Annotated in this window: 21 protein-coding genes and 1 pseudogene; 14 read left to right on the forward strand and 8 right to left on the reverse strand. The window is 62.5% G+C overall.

Translation table 11 applies throughout. The annotated features are described in order from the left end of the window. Nucleotides 1–70 precede the first annotated feature (70 nt). Nucleotides 71–1,018 (forward strand): AEC family transporter, encoded by a 948-nt coding sequence (locus tag ACQZ5H_RS18855; RefSeq protein WP_449098799.1) that lies wholly within the window; start codon nucleotides 71–73, stop codon nucleotides 1,016–1,018. 6 nt (nucleotides 1,019–1,024) lie between these two features. Here ACQZ5H_RS18855 and ACQZ5H_RS18860 read toward each other — a convergent pair whose 3' ends face one another. Then, on the reverse strand, nucleotides 1,025–2,005 hold the full coding sequence (locus ACQZ5H_RS18860) for an SDR family oxidoreductase (RefSeq protein WP_449098700.1): 981 nt from the start codon (nucleotides 2,003–2,005) through the stop codon (nucleotides 1,025–1,027). Nucleotides 2,006–2,158: 153 nt separating this feature from the next. Here ACQZ5H_RS18860 and ACQZ5H_RS18865 point away from each other — a divergent pair, with 153 nt between their 5' ends. Further along, a complete protein-coding gene (locus ACQZ5H_RS18865; RefSeq protein WP_449098701.1) occupies nucleotides 2,159–2,788 on the forward strand; it encodes a GNAT family N-acetyltransferase in 630 nt (209 codons plus the stop codon). A gap of 4 nt (nucleotides 2,789–2,792) precedes the next feature. Here the strand turns inward: ACQZ5H_RS18865 and ACQZ5H_RS18870 are convergent, their stop codons facing one another. Further along, on the reverse strand, nucleotides 2,793–4,199 hold the full coding sequence (locus ACQZ5H_RS18870; RefSeq protein ID WP_449098702.1) for a DUF5939 domain-containing protein: 1,407 nt from the start codon (nucleotides 4,197–4,199) through the stop codon (nucleotides 2,793–2,795). Nucleotides 4,200–4,412: 213 nt separating this feature from the next. On the opposite strand from ACQZ5H_RS18870, the gene ACQZ5H_RS18875 reads away from it, so the two are divergent. Continuing rightward, a complete protein-coding gene (locus ACQZ5H_RS18875) occupies nucleotides 4,413–5,558 on the forward strand; it encodes a DUF2333 family protein (RefSeq protein ID WP_413709944.1) in 1,146 nt (381 codons plus the stop codon). Between the two features lie 7 nt (nucleotides 5,559–5,565). Here the strand turns inward: ACQZ5H_RS18875 and ACQZ5H_RS18880 are convergent, their stop codons facing one another. Continuing rightward, a complete protein-coding gene (locus ACQZ5H_RS18880) occupies nucleotides 5,566–6,009 on the reverse strand; it encodes a PAS domain-containing protein (RefSeq protein ID WP_112719518.1) in 444 nt (147 codons plus the stop codon). A 44-nt stretch (nucleotides 6,010–6,053) separates the two neighbouring features. Next, the gene (locus tag ACQZ5H_RS18885) at nucleotides 6,054–6,779 is read right to left on the reverse strand and encodes a helix-turn-helix transcriptional regulator (RefSeq protein WP_130277789.1); all 726 of its coding nucleotides are present in this window, start codon (nucleotides 6,777–6,779) and stop codon (nucleotides 6,054–6,056) included. A 372-nt stretch (nucleotides 6,780–7,151) separates the two neighbouring features. Here ACQZ5H_RS18885 and ACQZ5H_RS18890 point away from each other — a divergent pair. Further along, nucleotides 7,152–8,135, forward strand: a pseudogene (locus tag ACQZ5H_RS18890) (COG3904 family protein); the annotation flags it as partial. A gap of 14 nt (nucleotides 8,136–8,149) precedes the next feature. On the opposite strand, the gene ACQZ5H_RS18895 reads toward ACQZ5H_RS18890, so the two are convergent. Beyond that, on the reverse strand, nucleotides 8,150–8,683 hold the full coding sequence (locus ACQZ5H_RS18895; protein WP_449098703.1) for a TIGR00645 family protein: 534 nt from the start codon (nucleotides 8,681–8,683) through the stop codon (nucleotides 8,150–8,152). A gap of 202 nt (nucleotides 8,684–8,885) precedes the next feature. Between ACQZ5H_RS18895 and ACQZ5H_RS18900 the strand changes: the two genes are divergently transcribed. Then, nucleotides 8,886–10,562, forward strand: a complete 1,677-nt coding sequence (locus ACQZ5H_RS18900; RefSeq protein WP_449098704.1) for a formate--tetrahydrofolate ligase — start codon at nucleotides 8,886–8,888, stop codon at nucleotides 10,560–10,562. An 80-nt stretch (nucleotides 10,563–10,642) separates the two neighbouring features. Here the strand turns inward: ACQZ5H_RS18900 and ACQZ5H_RS18905 are convergent, their stop codons facing one another. Next, a complete protein-coding gene (locus ACQZ5H_RS18905; RefSeq protein WP_449098800.1) occupies nucleotides 10,643–11,518 on the reverse strand; it encodes an extensin family protein in 876 nt (291 codons plus the stop codon). 307 nt (nucleotides 11,519–11,825) lie between these two features. Here ACQZ5H_RS18905 and ACQZ5H_RS18910 point away from each other — a divergent pair, with 307 nt between their 5' ends. From ACQZ5H_RS18910 to ACQZ5H_RS18940, 7 genes are all read left to right on the forward strand, one after another. Then, complete coding sequence (locus ACQZ5H_RS18910) at nucleotides 11,826–13,937, forward strand: TonB-dependent receptor domain-containing protein (protein WP_449098705.1); 2,112 nt, start codon at nucleotides 11,826–11,828, stop codon at nucleotides 13,935–13,937. Between the two features lie 253 nt (nucleotides 13,938–14,190). Then, nucleotides 14,191–16,380, forward strand: coding sequence for an anthranilate synthase (locus ACQZ5H_RS18915; protein WP_449098706.1), 2,190 nt, complete (start codon nucleotides 14,191–14,193; stop codon nucleotides 16,378–16,380). Between the two features lie 264 nt (nucleotides 16,381–16,644). Beyond that, nucleotides 16,645–16,884: a hypothetical protein gene (locus tag ACQZ5H_RS18920; protein ID WP_199627201.1), complete on the forward strand. Its 240-nt coding sequence runs from the start codon at nucleotides 16,645–16,647 to the stop codon at nucleotides 16,882–16,884. Nucleotides 16,885–16,887: 3 nt separating this feature from the next. Continuing rightward, entirely contained in the window at nucleotides 16,888–17,583 is a 696-nt protein-coding gene (locus ACQZ5H_RS18925; protein WP_449098707.1) for a DUF2161 domain-containing phosphodiesterase, read from the forward strand. A 140-nt stretch (nucleotides 17,584–17,723) separates the two neighbouring features. Beyond that, nucleotides 17,724–18,182, forward strand: coding sequence for a (2Fe-2S)-binding protein (locus ACQZ5H_RS18930; RefSeq protein WP_112719387.1), 459 nt, complete (start codon nucleotides 17,724–17,726; stop codon nucleotides 18,180–18,182). A gap of 3 nt (nucleotides 18,183–18,185) precedes the next feature. Continuing rightward, complete coding sequence (locus ACQZ5H_RS18935; protein WP_449098708.1) at nucleotides 18,186–20,345, forward strand: molybdopterin cofactor-binding domain-containing protein; 2,160 nt, start codon at nucleotides 18,186–18,188, stop codon at nucleotides 20,343–20,345. Between the two features lie 11 nt (nucleotides 20,346–20,356). Then, nucleotides 20,357–21,010, forward strand: coding sequence for an Isoquinoline 1-oxidoreductase subunit (locus ACQZ5H_RS18940; RefSeq protein WP_112719385.1), 654 nt, complete (start codon nucleotides 20,357–20,359; stop codon nucleotides 21,008–21,010). A gap of 21 nt (nucleotides 21,011–21,031) precedes the next feature. Here ACQZ5H_RS18940 and ACQZ5H_RS18945 read toward each other — a convergent pair whose 3' ends face one another. Both ACQZ5H_RS18945 and ACQZ5H_RS18950 read right to left on the reverse strand, forming a co-directional pair. Continuing rightward, on the reverse strand, nucleotides 21,032–21,712 hold the full coding sequence (locus ACQZ5H_RS18945; protein ID WP_449098709.1) for a GNAT family N-acetyltransferase: 681 nt from the start codon (nucleotides 21,710–21,712) through the stop codon (nucleotides 21,032–21,034). Further along, nucleotides 21,712–22,200, reverse strand: coding sequence for a MarR family winged helix-turn-helix transcriptional regulator (locus tag ACQZ5H_RS18950; protein ID WP_449098710.1), 489 nt, complete (start codon nucleotides 22,198–22,200; stop codon nucleotides 21,712–21,714). The genes ACQZ5H_RS18945 and ACQZ5H_RS18950 overlap by 1 nt, the downstream gene beginning before the upstream one ends. A 202-nt stretch (nucleotides 22,201–22,402) precedes the next feature. Between ACQZ5H_RS18950 and emfA the strand changes: the two genes are divergently transcribed. Further along, nucleotides 22,403–23,317 carry a CDF family cation efflux transporter EmfA gene (emfA, locus tag ACQZ5H_RS18955; protein ID WP_130277797.1) on the forward strand — a complete coding sequence of 305 codons (915 nt, stop codon included), beginning with the start codon at nucleotides 22,403–22,405 and terminating at the stop codon, nucleotides 23,315–23,317. Next, nucleotides 23,317–23,781, forward strand: a complete 465-nt coding sequence (gene queF, locus ACQZ5H_RS18960) for a preQ(1) synthase (RefSeq protein ID WP_112719382.1) — start codon at nucleotides 23,317–23,319, stop codon at nucleotides 23,779–23,781. Before emfA ends, queF begins: the two co-directional genes overlap by 1 nt. Nucleotides 23,782–23,803: the final 22 nt, after the last annotated feature.

Raw genomic sequence — 23,803 nt, forward strand, 5'->3', positions numbered from 1 at the left:
CGATCCAATCGGCATTGGAATATATCGATCGGCGGGCGTATCGACAATCTCGGATCTATCGAGTGCCGAGATGCTGACGAACCTGCTTATCGTATTGCCGATTTTCGCCCTGATTTTTGCCGGCTGGGTGGCCCGCAAGGCGGGGGCTCTCGGGCCGAACGCTACCCGCGAGGTCAACCGTCTCGTCGTCTATCTGGCGCTTCCGGCGCTGCTCTTTGACATCATGGCGAATGCGAAGCCTGCGGAAATCTGGCAGCCCGGTTTCATCGCCGCATTCACGCTCGGCTGCGCCGCGATCTTCGGCGGGACGCTGTGGTGGCGGATGGCGAAGGGGCGGCACCTTGCCGATGCGGCGATCGATGCTCTGAATGCCAGTTACGCCAATACCGGCTTCGTCGGCTTTCCGCTCATTCTGTCGCTGATGGGCGATACCGGCATGGGGCCGACTCTGATCGCGACCATCCTGACGGTCTGCGTGCTCTTCGCGCTGGCGATCGTGCTGATCGAAGGCGGGCTGCAATCGGAAACCCGCCGCCGCGACATCGCCTTCAAGACCTTCCTGTCGCTGTCGAAGAACCCGCTATTGGTGGCGCCGGTGCTCGGCGCGCTGGTGATGATTTCGGGCTTGCCGCTGCCGGCGCCGGTTCATGCCTTCCTGAAGCTGCTCGGGGGCGCCGCGTCTCCCTGCGCGCTGATTGCGCTCGGGCTGTTCCTGGCGGGAACGCAGGCGGGCAACGCGAGCGGCCGGCTGTCGACGGCGGGCATCCTCGTCGGGCTGAAGCTCATCGCCCAGCCTGTCGTGACCTGGGTGATCGCCGGGCCGGTGCTGCAGCTTCCAGCGATTGCCACGCATACGGCGGTGCTGCTCGCTGCGCTGCCGACCGGCACCGGGCCGTTCATGCTCGCCGAATTCTATAACCGCGAGGCGAGCCTGACGGGCAGGGTGGTTCTCGCCTCCACGGTTCTCTCGGTCGTGACGATTTCCGTGCTGCTCGCCGTCAGCGGCACAGGCGTCTAGCTGCGGTCAGCCGAGCGCGCTTTGTGCGGCGCAGATCCGGTCGATCAGCGCATCGAGCTCGCCCTTCGGCGGACGGTTCTTCGCCAGACGCTGCTTCAGGTGCATGATCGGTTCGGCCAGGATCGCATCCAGGCTTTCGGCGCAGGTGAAATCGCCCGCGACGCGCTTGACCTTCGAATTGTCGAAGATTGCCGTCCAGGCCTTGTCGCCGGTCAGCGGGCCGATCCAGTCGGGATTGTACTTGACCAGCGTGTCGGTCGGCACATGGACGATTTTGGCCTCGACGCCGAGGAGGCGGGCGATGGCCTTCTGGATATCGTTCCAGATATGGGCGCGATCGGAGGTGATATGGAAGATGTCGTTGAGCGCCGCCTGCTTGCCGAACAGGCCGACGAAGGGCACGGCGAAATCCACCGAGCGGGTCAGCGTCCAGGGTGTGTGGCCGTCTCCGGCTACGATGGTCGGCTCGCCGTCCAGCATGCGCCGCGCCATGACATCGCTGTCGCCCATCATGATCGGCAGGCCGGTACGAACCGTGTGACTGGGGCGGACGATCGTCCAGGCGAGATTGGTCGATTTCTTCAGCAGCTCCTCGCAGGCGATCTTCGCCTGGCTATAGGGCCAGTAGGGATTGATCGCCGGCGTCTCCTCGGTGATCACGTAGTGCCGGGCCGGCTTTTCGTAGACCGACGCTGACGAGATGAAGATGTACTGGCCGCAATTGCCGGAGAAGATCTCGATATCCCTGGCGATCTGATCCGGCGTGAAGGCGATGAACTGGCAGACGACGTCGTATTTGGCCTTGGCGAGATCGGCATAGGCGGCCGAGCCGAGTTCACCTGTTATCGAGGCCACGCCGGATGGCAGCGGGTCGCCCCGGAGGCCGCGGTTGAAGACGCTGACCTTGTGGCCCTGCGCGACCGCGCGCTCGACGCAGGGATAGGAAATCTGGCCGGTACCGCCGATGAAAAGCACGTTCAAAGCCATGTTGGGGACCTCGGTTTTCTCGGAAATGATGGCCGCATTTCATAGCCTGAAACAGAGCGAGCGTCTCCCTCAATACCATGGGGCGTTGCAAAAATCGGCCAAGCCGCTATTGCCTCGATAGGGAATTCTGCGGGCTGCCAGGTTAGGGTGACGATGGAAACGAACGAGACGGTGAGTGCTTCAAACCCGGTTTTGCCGATCGGCTATTCGCTGGTTCCCAAGGGCAAGCTCGCCAATGCCGTCACCTGCCTGGAGATGCGGGAAAGGCCGGCTGGCGCGCCTTCAGGCGAACGGCCGGACCTGTCGCTCGAGCGGATGAGCGTTCCTGACATTGCCACCTATCGCCAGCTCTTCCGGGCGATCGGCGAAGAGTGGATGTGGGTGTCGCGGCTGGTCATGAGCGACGAGGAGCTCACCGCAACCCTCGGCGATCCCAAGATCGAGGTCCACGTTCTCTTCTCTGGCGGCAAGCCCTCCGGCATGCTGGAACTCGATTTCCGGCAGGCGGGGGAGTGCGAACTCGTCTTCTTCGGCGTGACCAACGACATGATCGGCACAGGCGCCGGCCGGCATCTGATGAACCAGGTCCTGTCGATCGCCTGGGCGCATCCGATCGAACGGCTGTGGCTCCATACCTGCCATTTCGACCACCCGAACGCGCTGACCTTCTACCGCCGCTCCGGCTTCACGCCCTACGCCTTCATGGTCGAGGTCGCCGACGACCCACGCGTCACCGGCGTCCTGCCGCGCAACGTGGCACCGCATATCCCGATCATCGAGTAAGGCCTCACGGCAGTGCGAAGATGCGGACCTCGCGGCCGATGCCGTGGATTTCCTCCATGCGCGATACCGAGGTGATGCCGCGCTGGCGCAGGATTTCGGAGACTTCTTCGTTGCCGACGATCGCCTCGGTCGTCAGGATGACGTGCGGGTCGGCGAGACCCTGGACGCGGGAGGCGATATTGACGGTCTGGCCGAAATAATCCTGGCGGTCGTTGAGGCTGACGGCGAGGCAGGGGCCTTCGTGGATGCCGATCTTCAACAGCAGGTCCTCGCTGCCGCGTTCGGCATTCAGGCGCAGCATCGCCTCGCGCATCCTGAGCGCTGCCGCAACCGCGCGGTCGGGGCTCGGGAAGGTGGCCATGACCGCGTCGCCGATGGTCTTGACGACGGCGCCGGCTTCCATTGCGACGATCTCCTGCAGCACCCTGAAATGCGCCCGCACCAGATCGAAGGCGGCGAGATCGCCGACGCGTTCGTAGAGCGCCGTCGAGCCGCGCAGATCGGTGAACAGGAAGGTCAGGCTGGTGATCTGCAGGCGCTGATCGACATCCAGCGTATCGGTCCGGTAGATATCGCGAAAACTCTGGTTGGTGAGCAGCCGCTTGGCGGTCAGGAACGGACGGCGGTTGCCCAATATGTCGTGCAGGTCGTCATTGGCGATGCAGACATTCGGCAGGACGCGGCGGTCGCTATGGTTTTCGAGCGTCAGCCGCAGCAGGCCGGGGCGCAGTGTCAGCGTCTCGTTGGTGGCGTGCGCCTGGCTGATGACCATCGACAGGTTCTGCCGTTCGCCGGTCGGCTCCCCCTGGACATCGATGAACTGCGCCGAATGCGTCACTGCGTCGAAGATGATGACGAATTGCTGCGGCAGCTGCACCGAGACGAAGGCCTTTTCACCGGGATCGAGCTCGATGATCTCAAGCAGGATGCGGCCGAAGCGCTCTTCGAGATCGTCGGGCAGATCGACGCCGGAACTGAAGAAGACCTGCCGGTAATATTCGAGCGGCGGCAGCCGGTCCGGGTCATGGGCGGCGATGCGGCGCACCCGCGGATTGACGGTGAAGGTGACCTCGACCATCTCGTCGAGCGTCGGCTCGTAGCCGGCGGCGCAGAGAGCGCAATGATAGCTGTCGCGATCGACCGCCTTCAGCGTCGCGCCGGTATCGAGAACGCCGCCGCATCCCGGGCAGAGCACGTTCCAGGTCATCTCGAAGGCGCCGATGCGGGCGGCATGCAGGAAGGCGGCGATGGTCTTTTCCGGATCGAGACCATGGGCGTCTGCGAAAGCCAGCGCATTGATGCGGTTGAGATCGCGGTCGGAGCCGTCGCGGACGGTTTTTTCGATGCACTCCGCCGTCTGCGGGTCCGCCGCATGTCCAAGATTGGCAAAAAGCACGTCCACTTCGCTCATCAGGCAAGCCTCTGCACGAAAGACCACGGCGGACGACGCCAGTAGGGAGGCGGATTATATCACGGGAGCGGGCCAGTCGAAAACTTGGCCGTTTGGGTGCTGCCCTCGCCACCGGGCATTGCGGCGGGCGAAGCAAATTTCTCTTGCTCTTGTTGTGCTCGTTCCGGCAAGCACTTATGTGGATGGGGAAAATCTGCGCAAGGGGAGACGGCAATGCTCGACCGGATTACCGGTTTCTTCAGGTCCATCGGAAGCGCCATCGGCCGCGGCTTCAGCGTTCTTGCCGCCGGCATCCTCTGGCCGTTCATGGCGGCGCATGGCTGGTACCAGCGGCGCACCTGGCTTGTCCGCCTGCCGGTGATCGCTGTCATCGCGCTGTTTGCGGTGCTCTACGGCTATTTCGTCTGGCAGACGCAGGTCTGGAGCGGCTTCAACCCGAATTTCGTCGACCAGTACCGCTTCTCGGAGCGCAAGGTTGCCGCCGGTCAGGAAATCCCGGCCGATGCGTCCGCTGCCGCAGCGACGACGACGGCTGCGGCGCCGAAGACCTGCCAGCGTTCGGCGATCGTCGATGTGACCGCCGATCTGATCGATTCCAACGTCAACCAGAATGCCTGGATCTCCTCCATGCTGCTCTATCGCATGGGGCTTTTCGGCATGGACTGGGATCACACGCCCTTCCTCGACAACAAGGCTTCGTTCCAGCGCGGCGTCAATCAGGCGGTGCGCCGCACCTCGGCGGAGCTCGTCGATACGCTGGGGCGCGTGCGTGGCACATCGGGGATCAACAGCGATCTTCAGGATGCCCGCGGCTATCTGCAATATGACGAGTACAGCTGGTATTTCGGCCTCGACCCGTTCGGCCCGAAGACGCCGACGCCGAGCTACTATCGCACCGCGATCGAGAAGCTGCGCAAGTTCAACACCGATCTCGCAGGCTGCAACGCCGTCTTCGACGGCCGCGCCGACAACCTGCTGCAGTTCGTCGACCGCATCGCCAACGACCTCGGCGGCACGTCGGATATCCTGGCCGAGCGCTCCGAGAACCACAATTTCGGCTGGTTCGACACGCGCGCCGACGACCGCTTCTGGTTCGCCTATGGCCAGCTCTACGGCTATTACGCGATCCTGACGGCGGCGCGCGCGGACTTCTCTCAGGTGGTGGCCGAGCGCAACCTCGGCGCCCTGTTCGGCGGCACGACCAAGCAATTCCAGGCGGCGCTGCGCATCCAGCCGGCGATCATTTCGAACGGCCGCGAAGATGGCTGGATCATGCCGAGCCATCTGGCGACGATGGGCTTCTATATGTTGAGGGTGCGCTCGAACCTGGTCGAGATGCGCGCGGTGCTGGGGCGCTGACGGCGCCTCAGGCGCCGTTGTCCTCGAAGCCGACGACGCGCAGTTGCTCGACGAATTCGTAGGTGATGCCGACGATCTCCTCGTCGCGGAACTTGCCGACCGAGCGCACCATCTTATAGCCGCCGAGACCGTTTTCGACGCGGTAGGCGTAATGGAAGCCTGCCTTGTGCAGGCTCGCCTGCTCGAATGTTTCGGCGATCAGGACGCGGTCTTCGGGGTGAATGCGCGACAGGATTTCGACGAGATTGGCGGGGCCCGCCGTGAAAGGCATGCGGAAGATCGCAAAGATGTCTTCGCTGGCAAAGAAATGCCCGGTTTCCACCTCGATGCGCCAGAAGCCGAAATTTCGGTAGGCCGCGACCATCTGCACGATCTCTAGATCGGTAATGCCGATATGATCGCGGGTCTGCTTTTCCTTGCCGTCTGCCGGCTGTTCAAATCGAAGAGGCACGTTCCCTCCCATTGAGGTTTGCGCGCTGATTCTCTTCTGATTTCTCAGCTGATCAGCTTCAGGCGAATGGCTTTAGCTACCAACTGGGTCCGATTGACGCAATCGAGTTTTTTGATCGCGTTGGTCATGTAGGCGTTCACGGTGTGGTCGGAGAGAGCGAGGATCTGGCCGATCTCGACGGAGGTCTTGCCCTGCGCCGTCCAGCGCACGACTTCGAGCTCGCGGGCCGACAGCGCGTTATAGGCATTGTCCTCGTTGCGGCGCACGGCGTTATAGGCATCGAGCGCATGCAGCATGATCATCGACAGCTCGTTGATCTCGTTCTGCGCGAAGGGCGCCCGCTCGCCGCCGAACCAGAAGACCAGGCGATGGCCATCCACAGCATTGATGGGGAAAGCGATGCCGGTTGGCATGTTGTAGGCGAGGACGAGGCTGCGCAGCTCCGACGGAAAGCTGAGGCCCTGCATCGTTTCAGCCATGTTCCAGTGCTGGGGCACGGCCGATTCGCGCAGCTTCGGCACGAACGGGCAGCTGCGCAGCATGTGCGAGCGGTCGAATTCGCGGATGAAGGAGGCGGGCAGGGAGCTTTCGATGATCAGGGACTTGAGGAGCAGGTCTTCGGCCGAAGGGGTATGAAACAAGGTGGTTTGCGAGAGGCCGAAGGCGCCCGCGATCCTGTGCAGCGCGTGGACAAACAAGACGCGCGTTCGGGCGGCCGCCAGTTCACCTGTCAGCAGCGATTGCCGTTCTGAGGTAGTCATGTAAGACATAATGCGCCTCGATCACCCGAATGTTACCGCTAACACATACGTAAAACTGAGCGGGATGCTAGCCACAATTCGCAGATGCCATGCTGATTAATTTACAGTGTTAAAAATTAATCACACCAACACCCTTAATGGTTGTATAATGTATTATTAAGGTAGCGAATGCGGAAGGTTTACTTGTCTTATTACTGAAGCAATCAAGTTTCCCCTCCGTGTTGTGAGGGTAAGAATCACTGGTGAAACCTGTTTCAAGTGAAGTTTTATTCCTGCCTTGCGGGCCTTGGCGGGATATTCCGGCTGTTCATCGCGATGCCGCTTGCTGCACGAAATCCGCCTTGCTAGCGTTTGCAAATCCAAACCGGAGACGGCCGACCCGTGCGCAACGCCATCCTTTTCGTCGTCAAACAGCTGTTGATTTTCTCGCTCGTCTTCGCCTTCCAGCCGGTGCTTTCGGCCGGCAGCGAGGCGTGGGCGGCAAAGCCGAAGCAGACAAGGCCGGAGACGCAGGCGAAGAAGCCTGCGCAGCCGGCGATGAGCTTCATCCTGGTGCGCAGCGCCGACTGCACGGATGACTGTCCCGAATGGATTTCGGCCGAAGGGCTGATCACCCAGGCGACGCCGGGGCGGCTGAAGAAATTTCTGAAAACGCTCGGCGACAAGAAGGTGCCGATCGTCTTTCACTCCGAAGGCGGGGAGGTGAATGCCGCCTATGCGATGGGCCGGATGATCCGCAAGGGCGGGTTCGAGACGGCTGTCGGCGGCACGCGGCTCGAGGGATGCCCGCTGACCGACATGCGCTGTAAGGCGTCGATCGCCAAGAAGGGGCCATCGACCGGCCGCAGCTATTCCGGCGGCGCTTATTGCGTCTCCGCCTGTCCGCTGGCGCTGGCGGGCGGCACCTCGCGCGTCGCCTCGCAATGGGCCTATATCGGCGTCCACCAGTTCACGACGATCTACAGCAAGGTGACGGTGTCCTACCGCATCGAGTACCGGATGGTGAACGGCCGCAAGCAGGAAGTTTCCCGCCAGGAGATCGGCCGCAAGAATGCCGGGCAGAGCAAGTCCACCAAGCTTGGCAAGCAGGCCGAGGCGGTGCTGTCCGCCTATCTCACCGAAATGGGTGTCAGCCACGATCTGATCGAGCGGATCCTGAGCGCCTCGCCGGAGACGCTCAGGCTTCTGCCCTCCGTCGAGGCGATGAAGCTCGGGCTGCTGACCGACATGCTGGCATCGAACGAAAGCCCGGGGATCCCGCTCTGCCGGGCGGATGATCCGGCAAGTGCGCGCTGCCACCGGCATGCGGATGCGCCGGTTGCCGAGCCTGCCACGCCACCGGCGCAGCCGGTTGCGGCCGCACCCGTTGCCTCAGGCGGCTAGTCCTTGTCCTTCAGGTCGTTCTTCTTCGTCGAGCTCATCAACTTCTCGAGGAAGCCGAGCATGACGGCGGAGACGACGAAGGCGATATGGATCAGCGTCAGCCACATGATCTTGCCGTCTTCGTACTGATCGACATTCAGGAAGACCTGCAGCAGGTGGATCGAGGATATGGCGACGATCGAGGAGGCGACCTTGATCTTCAGGCTGCCGGAATCGAGCTTGCCGAGGAACGAGACCTCGTTTTCGGCATCGTTTTCCGCCTCGTCGAAGCGGCTTACGAAATTCTCGTAGCCAGAGATCATCACCATGACGATGAGGCTCGCGACCAGCGCCGCATCGATGAGGCCGAGCATGGCGAGGATCATCTCGTCCTCGCCGAGCGTGAAGACGCCACCTGCGACCTTGATGAACTTGTAGCAGAAGGACACCGCATAGACGGCGAGCGAGGCCACGAGGCCGAGATAGAAGACGACCAGCAGCCAGCGGCTGGAAAGGATGATGCGCTCGACGAGAAGTTCGAGTGATTTCATTTTGAGGTGCCCCCGCACGCAGAAAAGATGAGGCCGACATAGCCTATCCCCATGTGCCGCATCAAGGATGAAAGGCCGTTTCCGGCGGCAGGCGCAGCGCCGATTGTCGTGGAACGGCGTGAAAAGCGGCATGCGGGGTCTTGTTTCCGACGCGGGCTTGGCGGCATGGTCGGACAATAACACCATTCCGAGGAACATCCCCGTGGCCATCAAATCCGACATCGAAATCGCCCGCGCGGCAGAGAAGAAACCGATCTTCGAAATCGGCGCCAAGCTCGGCATTCCCGACCAGGATCTGGTGCCTTACGGCCACGACAAGGCGAAGATCAGCGCCGGCTTCATCGCCGCCCAGGCCGACAAGCCGGATGGTAAGCTGATCCTGGTGACCGCCATCAACCCGACACCGGCGGGCGAGGGGAAGACGACGACCACCGTCGGCCTCGGCGACGGGCTGAACCGCATCGGCAAGAAGGCGATCGTCTGCATCCGCGAGGCCTCGCTCGGCCCCTGCTTCGGCGTCAAGGGCGGGGCGGCCGGCGGCGGCTATGCCCAGGTCGTGCCGATGGAAGACATCAACCTGCATTTCACCGGCGATTTCCACGCGATCACCTCGGCGCACAATCTGCTGGCGGCGATGATCGACAACCATATCTATTGGGGCAACGAACTCGATATCGACATCCGCCGCATCACTTGGCGGCGGGTGATGGATATGAACGACCGGGCGCTGCGCTCCATGGTCAGCTCGCTCGGCGGCGTCGCCAACGGCTTTCCGCGCGAGGGCGGCTTCGACATTACCGTCGCCTCCGAAGTCATGGCGATCCTCTGCCTTGCCTCTGATCTCAAGGATCTGGAAACGCGCCTTGGCAACATCATCGTCGCCTATCGTCGCGACAAGACGCCTGTCTATGCCCGCGACCTGAAGGCGGATGGCGCCATGGCGGTGCTGCTGAAGGACGCGATGCAGCCGAACCTGGTGCAGACGCTGGAGAACAATCCGGCCTTCGTGCATGGCGGCCCGTTCGCCAACATCGCCCATGGCTGCAACTCCGTCGTCGCCACCAAGACGGCACTGAAGCTCGGCGATTACGTGGTGACCGAGGCGGGCTTCGGCGCAGATCTGGGTGCCGAGAAATTCTTCGACATCAAGTGCCGCAAGGCCGGGCTGAAGCCGGCGGCCGCCGTGATCGTCGCGACCGTCCGGGCGCTGAAGATGAATGGCGGGGTGAAGAAGGAAGACCTTGGCGCCGAGAATGTCGCGGCACTGGTGAAGGGCTGCGCCAATCTCGGCCGGCATGTCTCGAATGTCCGCAAGTTCGGCGTTCCCGTTGTCGTCGCCATCAATCACTTCGTCTCGGATACCGAGGCCGAGATCGCCGCCGTCAAGGAATATGTCGCCCGCCTCGGCGCCGAAGCCATTCTCTGCCGCCACTGGGCGGAGGGTTCAGCGGGGATCGAGGAGCTCGCCCACAAGGTTGTCGAGCTTGCCGATTCCGGCCAGGCGAAATTCCAGCCGCTTTATGGCGACGACCTGCCGCTGCTCGAAAAGATCGAGATCGTTGCCTCGAAGATCTACCACGCCGGCGAAGTGACCGCCGATAAGGCGGTGCGCGACCAGCTCGCCGCCTGGGAAGAGCAGGGCTACCGCAATCTCCCTGTCTGCATGGCGAAGACGCAATATTCCTTCTCGACCGACCCCAACCTGCGCGGCGCGCCGGAAGGGCATATCGTGCCGGTGCGCGAAGTGCGCCTGTCGGCCGGCGCCGGCTTCGTCGTCGTCATCACCGGCGAGATCATGACCATGCCGGGTCTTCCGAAATCACCTTCGGCTGAGCGGATCTTCCTGAACGAGCAGGGGTATATCGAGGGGTTGTTCTAAGGGGCAGCTTCGGAAACTGAATCAGGTGGTTCAGTTTCCGATTCACTCTCCCACGCTAAGGCTCTGAGCGAGCTGCTTTTTCAGTGACAATAGCGGTATCCGCCCTTCCTCTCCAGCACATCGAGATGGAAATGGGTTTCGTGGGCGGCGTCGCTTTCGGGGTCGAGCACGGTCGAGAAATAGAGGCAGCCTGAGGCACTGACGGTGCGCTGGAAGGCGCCTGTCAGCGTCGAATCCTCGCGGCGCGGTTTGACGGCGATGTCCTCGCCCTTTTCGAAGCTGAAGCTTGCGACGTCGATGGCGTTGCCGCGGGCGTGTTCGGAGATCTTGCCGGTCTCGGCGCTGTTGCGCAGGCGGCAGATATAGGCCGAGGCCTGGTTGATCGTGGTAATGCGGCCCTGGTCCCTGGCGGCAACGGCGGCGGCCGGGATCACGCTTTCCTTCATCCAGTGGGCGAGCGCCCGGGCCGTCGGGCAGCGCAGCGTCGCCTCGGGCTTCACCTTGATGCCGGGGAGCGCTTCCGACAGCACGATCGGCTTGTCGATGCCGCAGCCATTGCCGTCGTCGATGCGCGGGATTTCCTTGAAGACCACGCCGAGGCTCTGCAATTCCTTGATGCAATCGGCATGATCGGCATCGCTTTCGGGCTCGATCGTCAGATGCTGCTCCTCCAGCGTCTCCGCCTTCGGCGCTTCGGGCTTTTCGTCCGACGGCTTTGTCCCGGCGGGGGCGGTTTCGTCCGGCTTGGCTGTTTCGGGCTTTGTGGGCTCAGGCTTGGATTCGGGCTTGGGCTCCGCTTCCTTCGGCTCTTCGGGTTTCGGCTGCGGAATGGGAGCGGGGGCTTGCGGCGTCTCGGTCTGCGGCGCTGCCGGTTCTGCGGCTTGCGGCTTGTCTTCCGGCACCGGCCCGGTACGGGGGAGCGTGGCGCCCGAGAGCATAAAAACGGCAAGGCTCATGGCGGCGATTGCGGAAGCGATTTTCACATGCCCATCCCACGTTGCTGTTAGCGGCGAGAGGGACAACGCAAACGCGCTGATTTCGTTGCAATTTCGCAACGGCGGCAGCGATCGTTAAAACATGATCATTTTATTCAAGATAATTTGCCGCGATATATTGACACAAATAGTCATGTTTTTTATTGCGGCAAAAAGAAGGCGGATTTTTGGGGTCCGTCTCAATCTGAAAAACGCCTAGCCAGCCCCTCGATCGCCCCGCGAACCGACCAGCCAGCCCGGTACTTCATCACATTAGAGGGTTGGTTTTATGGTTGTCCGCAATTCGCGTTCGCTGCTGCTTGCTTGCACGGCGATGGCTCTTCTTTCTCATTCTTCGGTCAGCTTCGCGCAGAGTGCCACGCCTGCGGAGCAGCAGTCCGATGATCAGCAGGCGAAGGAAGGGGAGACGTTCCTGTCTCCGATCATCGTCAAGGGCAGCCGCAAGGCGGCATCTGATCCCTATGATACCGCGGGTCCTTCCAGCACCGTTACAGCTGACCAGATCGATCTTCAGTCTGGGCAGGAAACCGACGATCTGTTGCGCGGCGTTCCCGGCACCTCGACGGCAAACAATCCTCAGAACCCGGGCGTTGCAGTCAATATCCGCGGCTTCGAAGGCTCCGGCCGTGTCAACATGATGATCGACGGTGTTCGCCAGAACTTCCGCTTCACCGGACATGAAGCGCAGGGCCTGACCTATGTCGATCCCGCATTCCTCGCAGGCATCGATATCACGCGCGGCGCGGTCAACGGTGTCGGCGGCGGCGGCCTGGTCGGCTCCGTCAATTTCCAAACCTACAATGTCGACGACCTTATCGAGGGCGACAAGAGTTACGGCGGCATCGTTTCCGCAACCACTGGCGACAACGGCATGGGTTGGTCGGAGTCGGCAGTGGGTGCCTACAGGTTCAACGATGTCTTCGCCGTGGTCGGCGGCATCAGTAAGAGCGACCCGAAGAACTTCGATAATGGTGACGGTGTCGAGGTGCCGTTCACCGAAGAGGATCTGATTTCAGGATTGCTCAAGGCCGAAATCACGCCAAACGCCGAAAATACCATTCGCCTTGGCGGCCTTACCTATGACAACGACTTCTTTGCGAACTCGTATTACCAGAACCTGAAGAACAAGACGTTCAGCGCGACCTACGAGTACAAGCCCGGCGACAACGACCTCATCGATTTCAAGACGGGCTTTTACTATAACCGTCTGAAGATGACTTACGATACGAACGCGACCGGCGGCGGATCTGCAGCGGGACGCGAGATTACCGATACCGGCATCGGCTTCGACGTCTCGAATACCTCGAAATTCGATCTTGGCGATATCTCCGTATCCTCGAACTACGGCGTCGAATATTTTCACGACGATTATGACGTGAAGAATAGCACGGCGCAGCCGGCCGGCGGCGTCAACGGCAGCGGCAAGAACGGCACGCTCGGTGTCTTCAACAGCACGACCTTTACCTACGGAATTGCAGATTTGACGCTTGGCCTTCGCTACGATCACTTTGATCTCAGCGGATCGGGTGCGGTTACGGCGCTCAACCCGCTCGGCATGCCGGCTGGCCCCTACAGTGTCGATCGCTCGGACGGCAGGCTGGATCCGAGCGTTACGCTCGCCGTCAATGCCACCGACTGGCTGCAGCCCTACGTGACATATGCCGAAACCATGCGTGCACCGACGATCAACGAAACCTTTGTGGGTGGCGATCACCCCGGTGGCTTCATGGCGTTTTTCCCGAACCCGTTCCTGGAGCCGGAAGTCTCGAAGGGCTGGGAAATTGGCGCGAACATCAAAGTCGATGGACTGTTTGATTCCGGCGATAGCTTCCGCTTCAAGGCGAACTATTTCTACGACCGGGTCGACAACTACATCACGGCTGCATTCACGCCGATGGGGGGTGTCTACTTCGTCAATAATCCCGGTACATCCACCGTGCAGGGTATCGAAATCCAGGCTGGTTATGACGCCGGCTTTGTCTTCGGCGATTTGTCCTATACGCACACCGATACGGACCTGCCGTCCCAGGTCAACGGCTTCGGCGTCCAGTCCTATCTGCCTGACGACATCTTCACCGCAACGCTTGGCGCACGCTTCCTGGAAGATCAGCGCCTGACTGTCGGCACGCGCCTCTACGCGGCCAGCCGCGCGAATATCGGCGACGTCAACGTGGCGGCGGGTGCGAGCCCTTACAAGCCTGGCTACGGCCTCGTCGATCTCTTCGCGAACTATAAGTTCGAGAAGGGCTTCGAAGTGACCGCCAGCGTTACGAACGTCTTCGACAAGGCCTATACGCCGGCATCTAGCACGATTGCAGGCAGTGCCGTCGAGACCGGCCGCGGACGTACCTTCATGCTGACGGCCAAGGCCAAATTCTGATCGATGCTTCGCGGAAAGGGCGGCCGACAGGCCGCCCTTTTTCATTCCACATTCGCCTCTTGCGCTCTCCCTCATCTCACGCTAACAATTTCGCCCATGAACACGTCTAAGAACATTGCAGTTTGGTGGTGGGCTCGCTGAGGCGGCCTCGACCAATCGTGTCTTCAGACGACGAGTGAGCCGCCCGAAACTTCGAGGCGGCTTTTTTGTTTTATGGCCGCCTTTCGTCCGGGCCCGATAACGGAGTGGAACTATGGTTACGATCCTTCGGGATGATGGTGCGGAAATCTACGAGACCAAGGGTGGCATCTCCGTCACCCGGCAGCGGCGGCCGATCCCCTATGCCGATGCCGTCGTCTCCTATGTCGAGAAGCTCGATGAGCGCCGCGGTGCCGTCTTCTCGTCCAACTACGAATATCCGGGCCGGTACACGCGTTGGGATACCGCCGTCGTCGATCCGCCGCTTGGTATTTCCTCCTTCGGCCGCGATGTCTGGATCGAAGCCTATAACGAGCGCGGCGAAGTGCTGCTCGGCTTCGTCACCGAGCGTCTGAAGACGGTGCGCGAGCTGGAGCTCGGCGCCTCCACCGCACGGCGCCTCGATCTCAAGGTCAGGCTGCCCGACCGGGTGTTCACCGAGGAAGAGCGCTCGAAGATGCCGACGGTGTTCACCGTGCTGCGCGCCGTCACCGATCTCTTCTATTCGCAGGCCGATGCCAGCCTCGGCCTCTACGGCGCCTTCGGCTACGACCTTGCCTTTCAGTTCGATGCGATCGACCTGAAGCTGAAGCGCCCCGACGACCAGCGCGACATGGTGCTCTACCTGCCGGACGAAATTCTCGTCGTCGACAATTACTCCGCCAAGGCCTGGGTCGATCGCTACGACTTTGCCAAGGACGGTGTCTCGACCGAGGGCAAGCAGGGCGATATCGCCTCCGAACCCTTCGTCCGCACCGATGCCATTCCGCCGAAGAGCGATCACCGCCCCGGCGAATATTCGGAGCTCGTCGTCAAGGCGAAGGAAAGCTTCCGCCGCGGCGATCTGTTCGAGGTCGTGCCCGGCCAGAAGTTCATGGAGCGCTGCGACAGCAAGCCGTCCGACATTTCCAAGCGGCTGAAGGCGATCAATCCGTCGCCCTATTCCTTTTTCATCAATCTCGGAAACCAGGAATATCTGGTCGGCGCTTCGCCTGAGATGTTCGTGCGCGTTTCCGGGCGCCGCATCGAGACCTGCCCGATCTCGGGCACGATCAAGCGCGGCGACGATCCGATCGCCGATAGCGAACAGATCTTGAAGCTTTTGAATTCCAAGAAGGACGAGTCCGAGCTGACGATGTGCTCCGACGTCGACCGCAACGACAAGAGCCGCGTTTGCGAGCCGGGTTCGGTCAAGGTCATCGGCCGCCGTCAGATCGAGATGTATTCGCGCCTGATCCACACGGTCGATCACATCGAGGGTCGCCTGCGCGATGACATGGATGCCTTCGACGGCTTCCTCAGCCACGCCTGGGCCGTGACCGTTACCGGTGCGCCGAAGCTGTGGGCGATGCGCTTCATCGAAAGCCATGAGAAGAGCCCGCGCGCCTGGTATGGCGGGGCGATCGGCATGGTCGGCTTCAATGGCGACATGAACACAGGTCTGACGCTGCGCACGGTGCGCATCAAGGACGGGATCGCCGAGGTACGGGCAGGGGCAACGCTGCTCAACGATTCCATCCCCGAGGAAGAAGAAGCCGAAACCGAACTGAAGGCCTCCGCCATGCTTTCCGCCATTCGCGATGCCAAGGCCGGCAATTCCGGCAAGGTGAGCCGCGACGTCGCTGCCGTCGGCAAGGGCGTCAACATCCTGCTCATCGACCACGAGGACAGCTTCGTGCACACGCTGGCGAATTACTTCCGCCAGACGGGTGCCACGGTCTCGACCGTGCGCACGCCGGTGCCGGAGGAAATCTTCGACCGGCTGAACCCGGATCTCGTCGTGCTGTCGCCGGGACCCGGCAATCCGAAGGATTTCGACTGCAAGGCGACGATCAAGAAGGCGCGCGCCCGCAACCTGCCGATTTTCGGCGTCTGCCTCGGTCTGCAGGCGCTTGCCGAAGCCTATGGCGGCGAGCTGCGGCATCTGGCGCTGCCGATGCACGGCAAGCCGTCGCGCATCCGCGTGCTGGAGCCTGGCATCGTCTTCTCGGGCCTCTCCAAAGAGGTCACCGTCGGCCGCTACCACTCGATCTTCGCCGATCCCTCGACCCTGCCGCGTGATTTCATGATCACCGCGGAAAGCGAGGACGGCACGATCATGGGCATCGAGCATACGAAGGAACCGATCGCCGCTGTGCAGTTCCACCCGGAATCGATCATGACGCTAGGCGGCGATGCCGGCATGCGGATGATCGAGAATGTGGTGGCGCATCTGGCGCGGAAGGCGAAGACGAAGGCTGCTTGATTTTTGAGGCGTTATGCCTCGCAAGCCCCCCTCTGGCCTGCCGGCCATCTCCCCCACAGGTGGGGAGATTGGCTGGGCTTGGCCGCTCGCTCCATCCTCAATGTTTGGCGAAACGTCGCCACTGGCTGATCTCCCCCCTTGTGGGGGAGATGCCCGGCAGGGCAGAGGGGGGTGTCACACCCTCGACGCCGACCACCGCACTCCACCATTGACATCTCCCCGCAAATCGGAACATTTCACGAACAATAAATGAGGAATGTCGCCGTGGCCAATGCTGAAAAGTTTATCGTGCTCCCGTATCGCAAGAACCGGGGAAATCTGGTGCCGGGCGAGATGCGGCAGGCGTCGAATGCGGTGAGCGCGGAGAAGATCGCGAGCTCGATGGCGTCGCGTTTTGTTGGCGTGGCCGCCTATGCGGTGATCGTCGATGAGGAATCCGGTGACATGTCGTCGCCGCGGCTGCTGGCGCGCCATGGCGAGATCGCCGATCTCAATCCCGCGTAACCGATGGAAACCTCGCTCTATCTTCCGGTCAAAGCCTTCCTCGAGGCGGCAGGCTATGCCGTCAAGGGCGAGATCGGCGGCTGTGATCTCGTCGGGCTGAGCGAGGGCGATCCGACGGTGGTGGTCGTCTGCGAGCTGAAGCTCAGCTTCAATCTGGAGCTCGTGCTGCAGGCGGTGGACCGGGCGGCGATGAGCGACGAGGTGTGGATTGCCGCGCGGGTCTCCGCCAAGGGGCGGGGGCGCGAGGCGGACAAGCGATACCGCGATCTCTGCCGCAGGCTGGGGATCGGCATGCTCGGCGTTTCCGATACCGGCGAAGTCAGCGTCATCGTGTCATCGATATCACCGATGCCGCGGACCAATCCGAAGCGGCGGTCGCGGCTGGTGCGCGAGCATCAGCGCCGCCGCGGCGATCCCGTGCTCGGCGGCAGCACGCGCGTGCCGCAGATGACCGCCTATCGCCAGCAGGCGCTGATCTGCGCCGCAGCACTCCAGCAGGGACTGGCGCGGCCGCGGGACATGAAGGTGCAGGCGCCGGATGCCGGGAAGATTCTGCTCGGCAATGTCTATGGCTGGTTCGAGCGGCTGGACAAGGGCGTCTATGCGCTGACGCCAGCGGGTGCCGAGGCGCTGCTACGCTGGCCGCAGACTGTGGTCTTTGCTGCCGATAGCGCTGAGGCGCCCTCGGAAGGCGCGTGACCTCAGGCGCCCGGGGCGCCGCTTTTATCATTTCTTGCCATGGCCGAGGATTTGCGTCGCCCTAGCTTATCCGTCGTGAACAAAGCTGCGATGCTCGCTGGGGCCGCAATGGGTCCAGCCAAATTCCCCGAGGCTCGACCATGGTTACTTTCACGCTCAATGGACAGACGAAGACTTTCGACGGTGATCCGGATACGCCGCTCCTGTGGGTCATCCGCGATTTCGAAAAGCTGACAGGCACGAAATATGGCTGCGGGGTTGCCCAATGCGGCGCCTGCACCGTGCATATGGATGGCTTCACCCGCCGTTCCTGCATCACCCCGATCTCGACCGTCGACGGATCGGAGATCTTCACGATCGAGGGTGTCGAGGGCAAGGAGGCCGATGCGGTGAAGGCTGCCTGGGTCAAGATCGACGTGCCGCAATGCGGATACTGTCAATCCGGCCAGATCATGTCGGCCGTCTCGCTGCTGCAGAACATCCCCAAACCGACCGACGAGGATATCGACGGCGCGATGGCCGGGAATATCTGTCGATGCGCCACCTACCACCGGATCCGCGCGGCCATTCACAATGCCGCCCAGTCGATGGAGGGTTGAGCCATGACCATTCAGGAGATTGCAACGACACGCCGCGGCTTTCTTGCCGGTACCGGCGGCCTAGTGATCGGCTTTGCGCTGATGCCGAAGACCTCGGCCTTTGCCGCCGAGAAGGGTGTGCAGGCGGGCGGCGCCGACGCGCTGGTGACGCTGAACACCTTCGTCAGGATCGGTACCGACGACACGGTGACGATCCTCTCCAAACATATCGAATTCGGGCAGGGGCCTTTCACGGGTCTCGCGACGCTGGTTGCCGAAGAACTCGATGCCGATTGGGGGCAGATGCGCGCGGTGCATTCGCCGGCCGACGACAAGGTCTATGCGAACCTCGCCTTCGGCCTTCAGGGAACCGGCGGGTCGTCGTCGATCGCCAATTCCTACGAACAGTTCCGGCAGGCGGGCGCCACCGCCCGCGCCATGCTGGTTGCCGCGGCGGCCGACGAATGGAAGGTGCCGGCCGGAGAAATCACGGTCGAGAAAGGCCGGGTCAAGCATGCGGCCTCCGGCAAGGACAGCGGCTTTGGCGCGCTGGCGACGAAGGCCGCGGGCATCAAGCCGCCGGCCGACGTCAAGCTCAAGGATCCCTCGAAGTTCTCGCTGATCGGCCAGGAGCTGCCGAAGCTCGATACGGTGTCGAAGACCAACGGGCAGGCGCGCTATACGCTGGATATCGTGCCGGACAATCTGCTCGTTGCCGTCGTCGCCCATCCGAACCATTTCGGCGCGGCGGTGAAATCCTTCGACGATAGCGAGACCCGCAAGGTCAAGGGCGTCGTCGACGTCAAGCAGTTGCCGCAGGGTGTCGCCGTCTATGCCGACAACACCTTTGCGGCGCTGAAGGGCCGGTCGGTGCTGAAGGTCGATTGGGATCTGTCGAAGGCAGAGACGCGTTCCAGCGACCAGCTTTCGGCCGATTATGCCAAGGCGCTCGGCGAGAAGGGGATCACCGCATCGGAGAAAGGCGACGTCGAAAAAGCCTTCACCGATACCGGGCTGAAGACGCTGGAGGCGCAGATCATCTTCCCGTTCCTGGCGCATGCGCCGATGGAGCCGCTCGATGCCGTCTTCATCAAAGCGTCGGACGGCAGCCTCGATGTCTATAACGGGGCGCAGTTCCCCGGCATGGACAAGGCGACGGCGGCCAAGATCACCGGCATCGATCCGGCAAAGGTGCGGCTGAACACGCAGATCACCGGCGGCAGCTTCGGGCGCAAGGCGCAGTTCGGCTCGCCCTATATGCAGGAGGCGGCGTCGGTGTTTGCCGCGACCGACCAGTCGCGGCCGGTCAAGCATATGTGGACGCGCGAGGACGATATTCGCGGCGGCTATTACCGGCCGATGTATCTCCACAAGATGCGCGGTGCCATCAATGCCGATGGCCGGATCGTTGCCTGGGACCAGGCGATCGTCGGGCAGTCGATCATGGGCAAGGCCGATCTCGATAGCACCTCGGTCGAGGGCGCTTCGGACCTGCCTTATGACGTGCCGAACCTCAGGGTGGTCTCGCATAATGTGAAGCTCGAGGTCCCGCCGCTCTGGTGGCGGTCGGTCGGTCATACGCATACCGGTTTTGCCGTCGAGACCTTTCTCGACGAGCTCTTCCAGATGGTCGGCAAGGATCCCGTGGAAGGGCGGCTCGAGCAGCTGACGGAGGACCCGCGCTATGCCGGTGTGCTGAAGAAGGCGGCGGAGCTTGCCGATTGGGGCGGGAAGGTCCCCGAGGGACGGCAGCGCGGCGTTGCCGTGGTCAAGAGCTTCAATACCTATGTCGGCCAGGTGGTGGAGGTTTCAGCCGGTGCCGATGGGGCGCCGCGGGTGCACAAGGTCTGGTGCGCGGTCGATTGCGGGGTGGCGATCAATCCGAATGTCATCAAGGCGCAGATGGAAGGCGGCATCGGCTATGGGCTCGGTGCGGTGCTCTTCGATGCGGTGACATTGGGTGAGGGCGGCGCGATCATGCAGTCGAACTTCCACGATTACCGCTCGATCCGCATCAACGAGATGCCGGATGTGGAGGTCGCCGTCATCAAATCCGGCGAACCACCGACAGGGGTGGGAGAGCCGGGCGTGCCACCGGTCGGGCCGGCGACGGCCAATGCCTGGCGGCGGCTCACCGGTGCGCCGGTGCGCAGCCTGCCGATCGTTGCCGTGGCGACGAGCTGAGGGAGGCCGGTATGACAAGCAGACTGGCACTCGCCTGCATGGCAGGCGGTCTCTCCCTTCTTGCGGCCTTGCCCGTATCGTTCATGGCGCTGGCGCAGACGGCGCCTGAAACCGACAAGACGACCCTGAAGCCGGTCGCCTCCTTCGCATCGATCGCCGATCAAAAGGCGCGGTCGGTGGCGCTGTTCGAAGAGGCGGGTAAGGTGATCGAGCATCCGCGATGTCTGAACTGTCATCCGGCGGGCGATCGGCCGCTGCAGACGATGGCGATGCATCCGCACCAGCCGCCGGTGACGCGCGGCGATGGCGGCATGGGCGTTCCGGGCATGATGTGCAACACCTGCCACGGGCCGGAGAATGCAGCGATCGTCGGCCAGTCGCCGACGCTGAAGAGCATTCCCGGCAATCCCGCCTGGCATCTGGCGCCGATCGAGATGGCCTGGGTCGGCAAGTCGCTCGGCGAGATCTGTCAGCAGCTGAAGGACCCGAAGCGCAATGGCGGCCGCGACCTTTCGAAGATCGTCGAGCACATGTCGCATGACAGCCTCGTTGGCTGGGGCTGGAATCCGGGCGACGGGCGCGAGCCGGCACCGGGAACGCAGGCCGAGTTCGGCGAGCTGATCAAGGCCTGGGTCGATACCGGCGCGGCCTGCCCGGCAGGCTGACCGCGAGCCTTCAGGCGCCGGTCATAGCCGGCGCTTGATAATCCTAAGGTTCAGCTCCCAGCGCTGTTCGAAGCCGAGCGCCTTGTAAAGCGCGATCGCGCCGCTGTTAATGGCGTTGACGTGGAGATAGGTCGTCGCGCCGCTCGCGGCGATCTGGCCGGCGACATAGCGGAACATCAGCTTGCCCAGGCCCTTGCCCTGGAAGTCCGGATGAGTGCAGAGGCCGCTGAGTTCGGTGAAGCCGGTCTGGCGCAGCCGCTGGCCGCCCATGGCGATCAGCCGGCCGTCTTCCTTGATGCCCCAGAAGGCGCCGAGCTTCTGTGCGCCGAGCGTGAAGGGGCCGGGCTTGGTCAGCTGGGCAAGCGCCAGCATCTCGGCGGCATCGGCTTCGGTCAATCTCACGATGCGGGGATCGGAGATTTCCGCATGCGGTGTGTCGCCGATCATCTGCACGAGTGTGGCTTCGCCGACGATGTCGAAACCATCGGGGATGATGATCGTCTCGGGCTCGACCAGCGCCATCACCTCGCCGGCGGCGGCGAGTTTCGCCAAGGCTTCCAGGCTGTCGCTGCTATTATCGCTGGCGGCGGCGAAAGGCACGATCGATGGCGGGTAGCGCCGCGCGAGCGCGCCGCCTTCGGCCAGTGCGGCATGTTCCGTCTGCAGCGCGTTCCAGATCGGGCGATCAAGGATATGGGGCATTATTTCGTCTCCTTGGCCGGAGCGCGGCGGATGAGGGGGGCCGCGGCGAGGCCGTCTTCAATGGCAGAGAGTTGATCGAGGATCGGGCCGTCGAGGCTGCCGCAAAGATCGGTGACTGCGGCGGCGATGCGCGGCCAGATTTCGGCGCGCGAGAGATCGATGAGTTCTTGGCCGCGTGGTGTCAGCGAGACGAGCTTGCGGCGCTGGTCGCTGGCCGAAGGTTCGATGGCGACAAGCTCGAGTTCCAAAAGCTGGCCGACGGTGCGCGTGGCGCCCGGCTGGGTGATGCCGACCGACTGGGCGAGCTCGCCGATCGTCAGCGGTCCGCCGCGATCGATCGCGGCGAGGAATGGATATTGCCCGGCCTGGATGCCGAGGCCCGCCTCGTCGATGAACTGCTGGGTATCGGCCTGCAGCCGCTCGCCGATACGGCGCAGCCTGCTGCCGAGCGTCAGGAATCCCGAGGTCCGCACGATGTCTTCGATCACTGTCGGCTCCATTTGTATGCAAAGTTATATAACGTGTTATGTAAATTTCGTCAAACGGGATTTGCGGCTTTTGACCTTTGACAAACCGGCCGGCTTGAACCATATGGACCGCATTGGCCGCCTGCGCGATTTTCGCGCGGGCGGTTTTGCGTTTGAATGGGCTATGTGCTGCAATTCATTCGCATCCGCAGAGGGATAAGCGATGAACGAACAAGGTAACCTGACCGTCCGCCGGCTGGCATTCTGGGGCATTCCGATGTCGCTCGGGGTCATGGGATTGAAGCTGGTCGCCTGGTGGGTGACGGGCTCCGTGGCGCTGCTCTCCGATGGACTGGAATCCTTCGTCAACGTCGTGGCGGCCTTCATCGCCTTCTTCGTGATCCGCTATGCGCAGAAACCCGCCGACCACGACCACCCGTTCGGCCACCACAAGGCCGAATATCTCTCGGCGGTCACGGAGGGCGTGCTGATCGTCGTCGCCGCCCTGTTGATCGTCAAGGAATCCGTCGGCTATCTCGCCGAGCCGAAGATGCTGGAAGCGCCGGCGCTGGGTTTGGCCATCAACTTCGCGGCGGGCGTCATCAATTTCGTCTGGGCGCGGCTGTTGATCCGCGTCGGCCGGCAGTATCGCTCGGCGGCGCTGACCGCCGATGGCCAGCATATCATGTCGGATGTCGTCACCTCGGTCGGCGTACTCGCCGGCCTGCTTCTGGCACTGGCGACCGGTTATCCGATCTTCGACCCGGTGCTCGCCATCCTCGTCGCCATCAACATTCTCTATCAGGGCTACAAGGTGATCTCGCATTCGATCGGCGGCCTGATGGACCATGCGGCGGAGCCCGAGGAGGAAGAAGCGATCAAGCAGGCGATCGCCACGCATGCGCAGGGCTCTCTCGGCGTGCACGACCTGAAGACGCGCCGGGCCGGCGCTGTGACCTTTGTGGACTTTCACATGGTCGTTCCGGCTGATATGTCGGTGCGCGAAGCCCACGATATCTGCGACCGCCTTGAAGATGCCATCCGCGCGGTGCATCCGGGCGCCAGCATTGCCATTCACGTGGAGCCGGAGGGCGAAAAGGCCCATGGGCTGCGCGTCAAAGTCATAAAGGAAGCATGATGCCTGAAACCGATGTCTCCAGCCTGTCCATGCTGGGTCACCAGACGGAGACAGCGAAGTCTCCCGAGGAAGCCGTTCTCGAAAAGGTGCCGTCCAACCAGGCGGGCACCGATTTTGTCGTGCGTTTCACCGCGCCGGAATTCACCTCGCTCTGCCCGATGACCGGCCAGCCGGATTTCGCCCACATCGTCATCGACTACATCCCCAATGAGTGGCTGGTGGAATCGAAGTCGCTGAAGCTCTTCCTGCATTCCTTCCGCAATCACGGGGCCTTCCACGAGGACTGCTCGATCTATATCGCCAAGCGGATCGTCGAACTGCTCGACCCCAAGTGGCTGCGCATCGGCGCCTACTGGTATCCGCGCGGCGGCATCCCGATCGACGTCTTCTGGCAGACCGGCAAGCCGCCGGAGAATGTCTGGCTGCCGGATCAGGGTGTGGCGACCTATCGCGGCCGCGGCTGATGGGACGTTGAGGCGAGGGCGG

The sequence above is a fragment of the Rhizobium sp. 21-4511-3d genome (assembly GCF_053522545.1).

Coding starts and splice junctions, on each gene's coding strand:
- ACQZ5H_RS18855 (WP_449098799.1), top strand. CDS start 71: ATGCTGACGAACCTGCTTATCGTATTGCCGATTTTCGCCCTGATTTTT.
- ACQZ5H_RS18895 (WP_449098703.1), bottom strand. CDS start 8,683: ATGAAATCACTCGAACTTCTCGTCGAGCGCATCATCCTTTCCAGCCGC.
- ACQZ5H_RS18875 (WP_413709944.1), top strand. CDS start 4,413: ATGCTCGACCGGATTACCGGTTTCTTCAGGTCCATCGGAAGCGCCATC.
- ACQZ5H_RS18905 (WP_449098800.1), bottom strand. CDS start 11,518: ATGAGCCTTGCCGTTTTTATGCTCTCGGGCGCCACGCTCCCCCGTACC.
- ACQZ5H_RS18940 (WP_112719385.1), top strand. CDS start 20,357: ATGACAAGCAGACTGGCACTCGCCTGCATGGCAGGCGGTCTCTCCCTT.
- emfA (WP_130277797.1), top strand. CDS start 22,403: ATGAACGAACAAGGTAACCTGACCGTCCGCCGGCTGGCATTCTGGGGC.
- ACQZ5H_RS18945 (WP_449098709.1), bottom strand. CDS start 21,712: ATGCCCCATATCCTTGATCGCCCGATCTGGAACGCGCTGCAGACGGAA.
- ACQZ5H_RS18930 (WP_112719387.1), top strand. CDS start 17,724: ATGGTTACTTTCACGCTCAATGGACAGACGAAGACTTTCGACGGTGAT.
- queF (WP_112719382.1), top strand. CDS start 23,317: ATGCCTGAAACCGATGTCTCCAGCCTGTCCATGCTGGGTCACCAGACG.
- ACQZ5H_RS18915 (WP_449098706.1), top strand. CDS start 14,191: ATGGTTACGATCCTTCGGGATGATGGTGCGGAAATCTACGAGACCAAG.
- ACQZ5H_RS18935 (WP_449098708.1), top strand. CDS start 18,186: ATGACCATTCAGGAGATTGCAACGACACGCCGCGGCTTTCTTGCCGGT.
- ACQZ5H_RS18870 (WP_449098702.1), bottom strand. CDS start 4,199: ATGAGCGAAGTGGACGTGCTTTTTGCCAATCTTGGACATGCGGCGGAC.
- ACQZ5H_RS18865 (WP_449098701.1), top strand. CDS start 2,159: ATGGAAACGAACGAGACGGTGAGTGCTTCAAACCCGGTTTTGCCGATC.
- ACQZ5H_RS18925 (WP_449098707.1), top strand. CDS start 16,888: ATGGAAACCTCGCTCTATCTTCCGGTCAAAGCCTTCCTCGAGGCGGCA.
- ACQZ5H_RS18910 (WP_449098705.1), top strand. CDS start 11,826: ATGGTTGTCCGCAATTCGCGTTCGCTGCTGCTTGCTTGCACGGCGATG.
- ACQZ5H_RS18885 (WP_130277789.1), bottom strand. CDS start 6,779: ATGTCTTACATGACTACCTCAGAACGGCAATCGCTGCTGACAGGTGAA.
- ACQZ5H_RS18860 (WP_449098700.1), bottom strand. CDS start 2,005: ATGGCTTTGAACGTGCTTTTCATCGGCGGTACCGGCCAGATTTCCTAT.